3 protein-coding genes are annotated in these 13335 nt (G+C 40.3%); all 3 read right to left on the bottom strand.

Going from position 1 to position 13335, the window contains the following annotated elements; all coding sequences use genetic code 11:
- Positions 1-46 precede the first annotated feature (46 nt).
- Positions 47-1591 (bottom strand): malate:quinone oxidoreductase, encoded by a 1545-nt coding sequence (locus P4V41_RS13085; RefSeq protein ID WP_328085465.1) that lies wholly within the window; start codon positions 1589-1591, stop codon positions 47-49.
- A 355-nt stretch (positions 1592-1946) separates the two neighbouring features.
- Positions 1947-2492 carry a competence protein ComK gene (locus P4V41_RS13080; protein WP_328085460.1) on the bottom strand — a complete coding sequence of 182 codons (546 nt, stop codon included), beginning with the start codon at positions 2490-2492 and terminating at the stop codon, positions 1947-1949.
- A 302-nt stretch (positions 2493-2794) separates the two neighbouring features.
- Positions 2795-13207 (bottom strand): carboxypeptidase regulatory-like domain-containing protein, encoded by a 10413-nt coding sequence (locus P4V41_RS13075; protein ID WP_328085459.1) that lies wholly within the window; start codon positions 13205-13207, stop codon positions 2795-2797.
- Between the last annotated feature and the right edge of the window lie 128 nt (positions 13208-13335).

Raw genomic sequence — 13335 nt, 5'->3', positions numbered from 1 at the left:
AACTTTTAGGGGTCACTTCACATTGAGGCTCTTTTGAATGAAAAATCTAAATCTTTTCATGTAAAACTGTATTCTCTATTTCCGAAAAATCAGATAAAGTTGGTTCTTTCCCATTAAGTTTTAGAGTACGGGCTGTTGAAGAATGAACTTTCTTCAAAAGATCAGGGTTGTTCATCAATCGCTGACCGTAAGAAGGGATCATCTCTTTGATCTTTGGTTCCCATTTTCCAATTTCATGTGGGAAGCATTTGTTCAGAACTTCAAGCATAACGTGAACGGCTGTTGACGCTCCAGGAGATGCACCAAGTAAAGCAGCAATAGAACCATCAGCAGATGTAATCACTTCTGTACCGAACTGTAGCGTTCCTTTTCCACCCGTTTCCGTATCTTTGATAACCTGAACACGTTGCCCAGCTACGACAAGATCCCAATCTTCACTCTTCGCAGTCGGGATGAACTCTCGTAGTTCTTCCATTCGCTGTTCTTTTGACAACAATACTTGCTGAATCAAGTATTTTGTTAGTGACATTTCTTTTGCACCAGCTGCCAACATGGTCAACACGTTATTGGGTTTGACTGAAGTCACTAAATCAAGCATAGATCCTGTCTTTAAGAACTTTGGTGAAAATCCCGCGAACGGCCCGAACAACAATGACTTTTTATTGTCAATATATCTTGTATCAAGGTGTGGAACAGACATCGGCGGAGCACCGACTTTGGCTTTTCCGTAAACTTTTGCATGCTGTTGCTCAATCACATCTGGATTTTTACATACCATAAAGATTCCACTTACCGGAAAACCACCGATATGCTTCCCTTCAGGAATACCGGATTTTTGCAGCAAATGTAGGCTTCCTCCACCGCCACCTATAAATACAAACTTCGCTGTGTGGCGTTCAATAGAACCTGTGTTATTATTTTTGACCTTTAATTCCCATAAGCCATCCGACGTACGCTTTAAGTTTTCTACACTATGTTTGTATTTAACATCTACATTTTTATTTTGAAGGTGACTAAATAACATACGAGTGAGAGAACCAAAATTCACATCCGTTCCAGAATCGATCTTCGTAGCAGCGATACTTTCGTTTAACGAACGTCCTTCCATGATTAATGGTATCCATTCCATTAATTTCTCCGGATGATCCGAAAATTCCATCCCCTGGAAAAGAGGGTTCTCTGTTAGCGCTTCCATACGTTTCTTTAAAAACTGAACGTTGCTTTCCCCTTGAACCATACTCATATGTGGCAAAGGCATAATGAAATCTTCTGGATTGTGTATCAATTTTTGATCAACAAGATATGACCAAAATTGCATAGATACTTGGAACTGTTCGTTAATTTCAATGGCTTTCGATATATCAATAGACCCATCTGGTTTTTCCGATGTGTAATTTAGTTCACAAAGTGCTGCATGCCCTGTTCCTGCATTGTTCCACTCGTTCGAACTTTCCTCTCCCGCTTTATCAAGTTTCTCAAATACCTTAATTTTCATTTCTGGAGCTATTTCTTTTAAGATCGTTCCTAATGTAGCACTCATGATTCCAGCGCCGATTAAAAGGACGTCTGTGTTCGTTTCTCTGTTGCTCATCATTATCAACCTTTTCACCTAAAATTTACAGAAAAAAGTCAGCTTCTCTTACTTATGAAGAGACAACTTGATTACCACTTTCCCTGTTTTCATGAAAACCGTATCAACTAGTATTGCGTACATTTCTGTCTTTAATATCTTTATTATATGATAATTATAAATTATTTGAAAGCCGATAAAAAGTGATAATTATATGAATAGTGTGCCCAAACTCTTTCTACATCAGTATTTATATAGGTTTTCAGCAAAGTTTTTCACAGCTTAATTCTCAGTAATATTTGTAATTTCTATTCTAAAACCCATAACAAAAACGCCTGAAATTTTACCATCAGGCGCCAAACTAAAAAATTTCAACCTAAGTTAAGATCAAATCACTGTTTTGTAAGTGTACTTCTTTATTCTTATTATTAAAACTTCGGTTCGTTCGAGTTAATAACACACTTCTGTAATGAGCTGCTCGATGGAGTTTCCCTTTAAGGGCTGCGGAGGTACTTTCAATAGGTAGATCCATTCCGTTTGAGAAAATGACTCTAACCTTTTTTTGATCTATTGAAACAATATCATCAATGTGTGGCTGTGAGAGCCAAATGCAGGAGTCTTTTCGTGGTGATTTCGTGGGAAAAAAGAAAATATCAAGTTTTGTATCAATCATGATTGGAGGAAAGCACATCCTCCCTAAATTAATTTGCGTAGCATCTTTCTTACCATCATATGTACCTCCGTAATACGGACAGGAGTCTTTGATGATTCGAAAAGGTTTCTTTTCAACAAGAATTACTGCGCCTTCTTCATAAATCTCAGCACAAACCCTTCCCCATTGATTAATAAACGGATAAATAGCCATTGTTTTACTCGTTATTAGATATTTCTCCACTTTTTCGTGCACAATTCTACGCTTCATTCAATACCTCCTCAAAGTTTTTAACCCCATAAAAATGAATTACAGTACAAATGTCCCTAATATCCATACTGCATAGTAATATTTTACCATTTAAATAAGAAACCATCTATATATTTAGCGAAAATTGTCAAAATATTTTGTTTTATGTTGAAAAGGGAACAACAATAAATACGTCCATTCTGTCAGCAGTTTGTTTTTTTTAAGAAGACTATAAAAAAAGGGAACCTCTCAAAGGAAGTTCCCTTTTTTTATTCATTACACGTTAAATTTTACTTTATACTGCTGTATGCAAGATGGGACAATCAATCAATAATACGTATCAAATTAATACAGGTAAGATCGAAAGTGATATATCTACGTACTATTGCGTCTTCTACAACAGCTTCATACGAAAAAGTAGCACTGTTATTGCAAGAATCAATACTTACTAAAGTAAATCGTGTTGGTGTAGTTATGCTGTCTAAACTTAACGGTTGGCCACCTAAAATGATAAAGTATTGCGCTTCTCCAAAAGGTGGTACCGGGGTTGTTGGTATCAGGGAGATTGGGAGAAGCAACTCTTCGCCTTCACTTAAATCAATTGAAATTGTATACGGTTCAAAACCGATAGAAAGAACACGTAGCTCATATAATCCTGCTGGAATACCTAAAAGATAAAACACCCCAGCATCATTAGTGAGGACTTCCCTAACCAAAGCCCCTCTTGTATCAAACAACTGTATGACTGCTCCACTAACTGGCCGACCTGTTCGACGATCCGATACTTGACCTGTAATATCTCCATCCGCTCCAGGGCTTAAAGCGAAGTCAACACCTGTTAGACTCTCTCCCTCTGCAAGGAGAATAGTCTGGGAAACTTCCTGAAACCCTTCTGCATCCGCTGTTACTAAGAAACGTCCGGATCCCAAATTACTAATGAAGTACGTCCCGTCATCACTCGTTCTCGCACGTCCTGCTAGAATTCCATTTTCATCAAACACGTTTACTTCAGCATTTGGTAACGGACCATTTCCTAAAATGATGACTGTACCTGTAATAGAAGAAGCTTGACGTTGACCAGGTAATGCAAAGTTTTGCTCAACAGTTGAGTTAACTGGCAAAAACGATATTCGGCTATCTGTACCATAACCTAATGCAGATGCTCTTAACGTATAAGTTCCATTACTTAATCCAGGAATAGTGTAAAAACCATCGATGTTCGTAAGGGCTACCGCTACTGGGCTTCCGTTTACTGCTAAAGCACCTACACTTACTTCATTATTTATTAAGCTTGCTTCAACCGGACCGGTAAATTGATCAAAGGTTTCTACAATCGCACCTACAATCGGCAGACCTGTATCTGCATCCGTAACAAAGCCGGTAAACAAGCTTGGTACGGCAACTAAATTAAAGTTAACGACGCCTTCGACATTCGGAACAGCTGTAAACTCCTCTACACTGCTTCTATAATCTACATTGATGGCAGCAATGCTAAATTCACCTGGTAGAAGACCTTCTATTAAATAATTTCCATCATTGTCTGTTTGCACTTCGGCAATCACAACACCGTCATTGTCGGCTAACCGAAGTAAAGTATTGGCGAGCGGCTGTGAACCGTCAGCATTTCGAACCGTACCGCTAACACTTGATGTAACAATAGACAATTGAAGATCTGCGAAAGTCGTTTCTCCAGAGACAATTGAGATACCAGAAGAGTCGTTTCCAAATCTTTGTTTAGTAGCAATAATCGTGTAGTTTCCGTTTCTCACTTGGCTAAAACGATATCTACCTTGTTCGTCAGTAAGCGTTGACGCAACTACTGGCCCAGAAGGACTGATTAAACGAAGCTCAACACTGGCTCTAGCGATAAATAAACCTGATACTTCATTTGTAACGAAACCTTCCACACTACCAGGTTCAAAAGCTAACGGTAAGTTCGTAATGGTAGTCTCATTGCCTTCAATGAAAACACTTAATGAACGCTGTTCAAATCCTCGTGCACTCACGATCATTGTATAAATCCCAGGTTGTAAGTCCAAGACTTTATAAGCACCATCCGACTGTGTTAATACAGTAGTAACCACCGCTCGAGTTGCATCCAGTATTTGTATCACTGCCCCAGCAATTGAAACTCCATTGAAATCGGAGATCACTCCTAAAAGGTCTCCCGTTTCCAAAGTAAGTGCAAGAACGACTTCTGTCGTAATACCGTTCTCAATAATTCCTCCTAGAGATAAATTGCCATAACCATCTTTTATAGCAGAAATTACTTTCGCACCTTCTTCAAGTTTTTGCTGTATAAATACACCGTTTTGATCAGTTATTCCTGAAGTAATAGGTATACCTGTTTCATTATAAATGGTCGTTACGACCCCAGATATTGGGTTGTTGGTTGCAGCATCAATGACCCTAATGGTTAACGTACCTCCAAGAGCAGCTAGTTGGAGATCAAGTAGAACCTCTTCTCCTTGGTTTACTGTTACAGCAAACGTGTCAGCAATAAAGCCCTCAGTTAATACAGTTACAAAATAATTACCTTCTCTGACTTCTGGAATAACATAGGTTCCATTCGGTTGAGCTAATACAGTAGTTATCAAACTATTATTGAGATCAAAAAGATTGATTTTAATACTTTGTTGTGTGATTGGATTTCCATTCTCATTAGTAACGGTTCCAAAAACACTGCCAAACAGGCTAGTTAATCGTAGATTAGTAGCTGTCTCTATGTTGCTGTTTACAATAGCTCCAATTGACGATACGGCATATCCTCTCAGATTAGCAGTCACTTGGTAAGAGTCAGGCTTTAGACTTCTAAAGGTATAGGTACCATCAAGTTCAGAGACCGTTGATGCAATAATAATATTGTTTAGCAGAACATTTATTACAGCCCCTGATAAAGCAATACCATTATCATCAGTAACGGTTCCTGTAATAGCTCCAGGATCCGGAATCAGATTAATTGATACGTTCACGGTTGCCCCTGGTATAATGGAAATCCCATCTGTTTCATTCTGGTAATCAAGTGCAACAACGGTTAAGGCATATGTGCCAACAGGTAAATTTCCAATAAAGAAGGTACCATCTTCATTTGAGACAGCAGATCCGATAACCGTACCATTCACATCAATAACTTTTATACTTGCCCCGCCAATTACACCATTTGGGCCATTAACTGTACCCGTTAGTACGCCAGGATCTGATAATAAGAAACCATCCACGGTTGTGGTTGTATTCGCTGTAATCGATGCTCCAGCTGAAAACGTATTATAGTTTGGCGTTGTCATAGAAACCGAATATTGCCCTGGAGAAAGACCATTAATCACATAAACTCCTGAATTATTTGTTATGGCTCTACCTGCAGGTTGAACACTCGTTCCAAAAACTAATTGAACGATTGCTCCGGCATTTGGTATACCCGTTTCCTGATCGATTATTGTACCCGTTAGAATCCCTGGAAGGGCAGTTAATTCAATATCGACTGTTTGTGTTTGACCAGGATCTACTGAAAAGCCAACCGTATTTGTTTCATAATCTGGATTAGATGTTCCTAACGAATAGATTCCTGACAAAAAGTTCTCGATCAAATACCTTCCTTGATCATCCGTTTGAACTTCTGCTAGTTCCGCACCTGTTTCATCAATAAGTCTAACAACCGTATTGATGAGAGGAATCACAACGTCTTGTGCTGAGATCCTTTGTGATAAACTCTCAACTTGTATGATCCGTGCAGTAATGGTTCCTCTAACGTTTGAAAGACTCGGTATGAGAGCAAAATTCCGGAATGTTGTTACGCTATCCTCGATAAGAACAGAGCCTGTAGCTGATCCAAAGTTTTCTTTTGTAATGGTTAAGGTATACGTTCCTGTTGATATCAAACCGGAGTTATAATCACCGTTACTATCGGTTAAAACCGTATTAATGACAGGACCATATGGAGAAATTGCCCTAATTTCAATTGAAGCTCCAATTAAAGGATCACCTGTTGCTGCATTTGTAATTTTACCTGAGATGACTCCACCTACTGGAATGAGGATAATATCTACGACAGTATCTTGTTCGGGTAAGACAATACCACTTCCAATTCCTGTTCCTGTTCCATTTCCTTTAGCAGTTACCGTATATTGTCCTTCAATTAGATTATCAACCTCATAAGATCCACTCCCATTTGTAATAACTGTTGTGATTGGTGTGTTTGTTCGGTCTAGAACCTGTATAGTTGTGTTTCCTAGCGGTGTACCATTTGGATTTTTTATAGTTCCTATGATTGTGCCAGGTTCCGGTTGCAGGTCAAGGGTTACGTTCGATAGATTTAAAGAATTGATAATGACTCCAACTGACGCTGCGCCATATCCATCTGCTATCGCACGAATGTTTAAAGGACCTGTTAGGAGGTTACCAAGTCTAAATATACCGTTCTGATCTGTTGTAATAGTAGCAACAAGAATACCACTTACATCAGAGACTTCAATGAAACTTCCTGATATCGGCAATCCTGTTACAACATCTTGAACAATGCCCTCCAGAGCACCTCGATCTTCTGTAAGCGGGACTATTAAATTTGTTACTTCCCCGTTCACTACGATCGCACCTACTGTTGCTGTTTGATAACCGTCTGCAATTACATTCACTTGATACGTTCCAGATGATAGGTTCTGGAATTCAAAGCTTCCATCTGAGAGCGCTATTAGCGTTTGCAGCAATACACCGCCATCATTAAGAAGGCGAATCGAGATTGTTCTGTCCAAAATCGGATTACCCGTTAAATCTGTAACCGTTCCAGAAATCGCCCCCCCTATTTCATTCAAAGCAAAAGAAACTCTAGAAGTCTGATTTGGTAGCACGATAACACCAATTTGGTCCTGTACATAATAAGGCGAAGTTGCAATAACAGTATACGTTCCAGGTGTCAGAAGAATGGATGTAAAGCTACCTGTGGTGTCTGTATTAGTTGAAATTATTGGAATTCCTTCCGGTGTAAGAATAGAAATCAGAATACCTGGTAACTCCTCTCCCGTTTCTGCACTTACAACTGTCCCAAAGATCAATCCTCCTAACGGGGTTAAGATTACATCTATATCCAATAGTTGCTCTCCCGGCTGCAACGAAACGCCTGCGGTCGAAGAGGAATAATTTTCTGCTCCAGCAACTACTGTATAAGACCCTTCCGGTAAGTTCCCAATTACAAAGTTACCATCCAAATCTGTGATACCGTTTCCGATTTCAATATCGTTTTCATCAACCACTCTTACACTAGCGTTAGATAAGGGGATTCCATTCTCATTAGTAACAGTCCCTGATACCGATGCTGGATCAGGCACTAAAGCTAGCTGTACATTTGATATCGTATTAGAAGTTACGATTATACCAGTAGAACGAATGCTATAATTAATCTGAAAGGCGTTTAACGTATAAGATCTTGGTGCCACACCTTCTATTAAAAAGTCCCCTGCTGCGCCTGTCGTTCTTCTTGCAATTGGTGTAACAGCACCTGGTGCATACACTTCTACCTGAGCACCAACGAGCGGAGCAAGAGTTTGTTCATCAAGTATTACACCAGATATTTGACCCGGTTCTGGAACTAAGCTGATATTAGCAGTTACCGTCTCGCCTGGTCCAGCATTGATCGATACTTGGCGTCTCTGGTAATCAGGAATAATAGCCGTAACAAGATATTGTCCTTCCGTAAAACCTATTATTCGATAAAATCCGTCAGAATCAGTGTTAACTACTCGAACTGTAAAACCGTACACATCTAAAAGCCTTACTGTAACATTAACTAACGGGTTCCCAGACTCTGAAGTGATAATCCCTTCCACCGTAGCTGGGAACGGTTCAAGTGCAAAATCGACGACTCGCGTATCGTTTGGAGGTACAAAAACAGAAGCACTCGATGAACCGTAGCCATCGTCAGTAAAAGCCACGATTGTATAAGGACCAGAATACACACCTTGTGTTACATAATTACCTTGCTGATCCGTTACAGTGGTTGCAATAACGGGGCCAGTCGGTGATAAATATCGGACTTGAACCATGACTTGTGAAATTGGAAGCCCTGTGAGATTGTCTGTAATAGTTCCCGAAACAAACCCTGGCTCGGGAGTTAAGATAAAGCTTAAGGATGTTGTTTCATCAGGTAATACGTTAAACGTTGCACTCTGACTAGAAAAACCGTCAGCACTTACGATGGCACGATACGTATCAGGCGAAAGATTGGCAAAGGTAAATTGACCAAAACTATCTGAGACTCCTTTTCTATCAAGCGGCTTACCTGAAGAAGTTACTAAAATGATTGCGTTCGATAACGGTTCTCCCGAGAGCTGATTTGTAACATATCCTGTAACCGCTCCTGAATTTTGGGTTAAAGAAACAGAAATATTAGATCCAGTTACAGGTACAGTAATTGTTATAACTTCATTTCCGTAGTTCACTGCGTTAACATTTAATAGATAGATACCCGGTGCAATAGAGTCAAATAAGAAAGTGCCATCAGTACCTGGATACTGCTTTGCAACAAACATGCCTGTATTATTTGTAAGAGTAACAGAAACAGCAGTGCCACTGATCGGATTTCCAGTTGCAGAATCTGTTACGGATCCTGTTATGGTTGTAAGAATTTGCGATAACGGTATTGTAATACTGCTTACCTCACTGCTGTTGACGATAACAGCTGTCATATTTGGAGAATAACCTTCTAACTCAGCACTTACAAAATAGGTTCCGACGGATAATTCTGTAATTTGGAACGCACCGTCAGAGTGTGCGATTAGAGCCTGTAGCAATTCTCCGTTAGCACCGAATAATTTTAGTTGTATATTATCCCCTGAAAGTGGAATTCCTTCGCTATCTGTTACTTGCCCTGCTATACTCCCTACCGTACTTGTTAATTGAAGATTTGCTCCAGAAGTCTCATCACTTTGTACAATTACACCTGTAATCTCAGTTGAATAGTTTTGAGCAGAAGATGTAATTGCATATGAACCTGGAACAAAATTACGAAGCAAGAAGTTGCCAAATTGATCAGTTGTTGAGAAGCGAATCAAAATTCCAAGACTGTCATGTACAAGTATAGCCGCACCTGGAATGGGTGCACCCGTTGTAAAATCTGAAACCGTTCCTGAGATAGAACCACGGATGGTCACTAGTTCAAAATTAAACTCAGTGATGTCCTGACCTGGACCTACTGCTACGTTTCCTGTCGCATTTGCGTAGCCCCCTGCTCTTATTACTACTGCATAAGAACCAGCTGGAATATTACTGAGCGTGTAGTTTCCTTCAGCATCTGTTATTCCATTTCCAATTGGTGTTTCATTTACATCAAGAAGGGAAACGGTACCGTTAGCTACTGGCGCACCAAGATCAGAAATTAAAGTACCAGAGACAGTACCAGGATTAGGTTGTATAGTGAGAGAAACGTTTGTTGTTTGCCCAGAAACAACAAACGCTCCCGTACTTCCTACTGAATAATTAACAGCCACTGCATTAACAATATAATTACCTGGAGCAAGACTCTGAAACAAGAAATTCCCCTCTGGAGTAGCTGCAACCGTATTTACGAATTGGTTATTCATCGTGTACAGCTGTACCACAAGTCCCTCAGCCGCAGGTGCTATCGTTCCTGTAATTCTCCCTGGATTAGGTTGAAGTTCAAAGTTAACAAACTTCGTTAACCCAGCAGGAACAACTACACCTACGATTCTTGTTTCATATCCTTCTGCAACTGCAGTAAGTGAATAGACACCTCCAGGCAATCCAAGAGAAATAAACGTCCCATCCGTACTAGTTAATGCAGAATCAACAAATGCTCCAAGCGTGTTACTGATGTTAATTGTTGCACCAGCAATCGGCAGGTCGGTTAGTGCATCTACCAATTTACCTGTTACAAATCCAGGAGATGGAGCAAGGCTAATGGTAATTGAAGAAACTATTCCAGGGGTTAACGTTATAGACGCTGAAGAAGTTTGGAAATTTTCTGCGGCAACAATAACGGTATAGGTGCTGGGCATTAAATCTTCAACTATGAATACACCATCAACATCTGAAAAGGTAGAATTTATAATAAGACCGTTAGCATCAAGCAGCTGCACTTCTACCGAAGCCCCTGCTAGTCGTTCTCCAGTCTCACTGTTAATAATCGTCCCTGAAATAGCAGAAGGATTAGGTGTTAATGAAAAATTAACAATCGAAGTCACACCAGCTGTAATAACTGCTCCACTCAAACTTGTTTGAAAGTCAACAATGTTTGCTGTAACAACATAGCTTCCAGGAAGCAGCTCCCCAATCACATAGTTTCCATTTGTATCTGTTACAGCTCTAGAGATTAGTACGTCAGAGTCTGCATTCTTCACAAGAACGACTACACCCGGAAGAAGATTTCCTTCGTTATCCTGTACACTCCCTGAAAGAGAGCCAAAAAGAGGCTGAAGTTCTGTGCTGATGATAGTCGTTTCATTATCCTGAATAACCGCACCAAGTGAAACCGGCGAAAATCCTTCTGCTCCAACAATAACGGTATATCGATCAGGCGCTAGCCCACTAATTGTATAGTTTCCATTGCTGTCTGTAATGGTTTTTGCTACCACGATGTTATTTAGAACAACATCCACTGAAGCACCACTAATTAAACTACCTCCTGAAGAAACCTCGCCTGTAAGAACTCCTGCTAGCCTTCTGAGTTTTACATCTACCGTTGTAGATTGATCGGACTGAACATATGTCCCGATCGTTTTTGTACCATGGCCATCAGAAGAAAAGGTGATTACATACGTACCTGGACCAAGTGAAGCCACAGAGAATTGTCCGTTTGCATCAGTTGTTACAGATGCATCCGTTATCCCAGAATTGTTAACAACTTTCAGACTCGCTCCTGCAAGTGGAACACCGCTATCTTCATCAGTTACCGTTCCAGTGATTGAACCTGGATTTGCTACAAGATTCACATCTACAACAACACTTTGACCGGCACTCACAGAGAAACCGACAACAAATGTTTGAAAAGCAGGTGCACTCACACGTAATCTGTAAGAACCAGGAGCAAGTCGATTTATTGTGTACTGTCCTGTTCCATTCGTTGTTGTGGTCACAACGGCTATTCCCGTACCGCTCAAAGCCTCAACTTTTGCCCCTACTATAGGTCCTCCACTTCCTGTTATCGTACCTGTTACCGTGCCTGGATTAGGTTGGAGCACAAAGTTTGCTGTCGTTGTCTGATTGGACGGCACATTTTGACCAATTGTTGCAGACTGATAATTATTAGCTGAGACCGTGACCGTATAATGCCCAGGGATCACCTGACCAAACGTATAAGTTCCTGTTGGCGAAGTGGTTACATTTGCAATAACTGTACCAAGGTTATCTGATAACAAGACGGTAGCACCACTAACAGCAGAACCTACATTAGAGGTAACCGTACCTTGAAGAATTCCTGGAATTGCAACAAGAACAGGGTTGATGACTGTTATGGTGCCAGATTGAATAACAACCGATTGCGCCAAGGTCGTGTAATTTGCTTTTGAAAATTCAATCGTATAAGTACCTGGTGCAATATTTGTAAGACTATACTTACCAAATGCGTCTGTTTGAGTCACAGCAACCTGTGTTGGCCCTGACAAAAGTCTTACCGTAACAGCACTTATGGGCTGTGCGTTTGAGCCATCCAGCACTGTACCAGCAGCTCCACCTGTCGCTTGAACATTTACAGAGATAGAAGCAGAAGCAGGAGTAAGATCTCCACCCGTAAAACTATCACAGCCTGTTGCCCGTACTGTATTAAGTGCTTTCGTTCCTGCTGTATAAAAGATTCCATTCTCAGCAAACTGAAGAGTCGCAGTGGCGCCAGGAGCTATATTCCCTACCGACCAAGTCAGTGTTTTCGTTGAAGAATTGTAAGCAGTTGTCCCTTGCGAAACACTTAGGACCGAAAAGAGTGACACTACATCTAATGAAACAATATCTGTTACATTAATAATATTTGCAGCACTTTTCCCTGTATTCGTTAGCGTAATTCTTCCCGTCCACTCCCCAATCTGCCCAGCAACAGGAGAAGTTGGACCTGACAACAGCGTTTTAGTGACCTGCAAGTTTGCCCGTACATTACCTGAATTAATTGTCACTGGATTAGAGAACGCATTCTGAAATTGAAAGTTCTCTGATTCTCGTAGAGAGTCTTTATTGTAGTTGTTGTTGTTTGTAGCTGTAAAAGCAACCATACGAACAGAACTTTGAGCTGTAATGCCAAGTAAGGAAAAGAACGTAGAAGCTGGAACTAAAAAGTCGATAAAGTAGTTTTGCGTATTATCTAGTGTAGAGTCAGCCTGAACAACACGTGCTACATCAAAATTAATGATGGACCGAGAATAATTTGGATTTCCTTTACCATCCGTACCTTCAGCAGGATCGCTCCATGAGTTCACTTGTTTAATCGTGTTCTGCACCAAGTTCACTCTTTTGTTTAATCCATTGACTGCTAGAAGCCAGTCATACGTCCCTGCTACACCCGTCGTATTTAACAAAACGCCCCAGGCATAGTTTGCGAAAGCCGTTTTGGCGCTATTTCTTGGATCTGATCGAACACGCATTCTAAAGTACACATTAATTTCATCATAAGCGAAGTAAAAGGAAGGAAAAGTTGCATTTCCTACAATATCTGTTCCTGCAGGATTAATGTCCTTTATCACATCCGCATAAGGAACACCACCTACTGTAATTGCTGAAAACTGATTATTACTGGGAAAAGACATCCCAACACCTCCGTCAAAAAAATAACATCGATTTAATATACGCGGAGGAATCATACATTGATTACCATTTTTTACAATTGTATTTCAATACACGAAAAAAGAAGCCGTTCAAAGAAAACAGCTTCTTG

Source organism: Fictibacillus nanhaiensis (assembly GCF_036213205.1).
In the GTDB taxonomy this organism is placed as follows: domain Bacteria; phylum Bacillota; class Bacilli; order Bacillales; family Fictibacillaceae; genus Fictibacillus; species Fictibacillus nanhaiensis_E.
The sequence above is the reverse complement of the archived record's forward strand: the minus strand, read 5'-3'. Positions and strand labels throughout refer to the sequence as shown.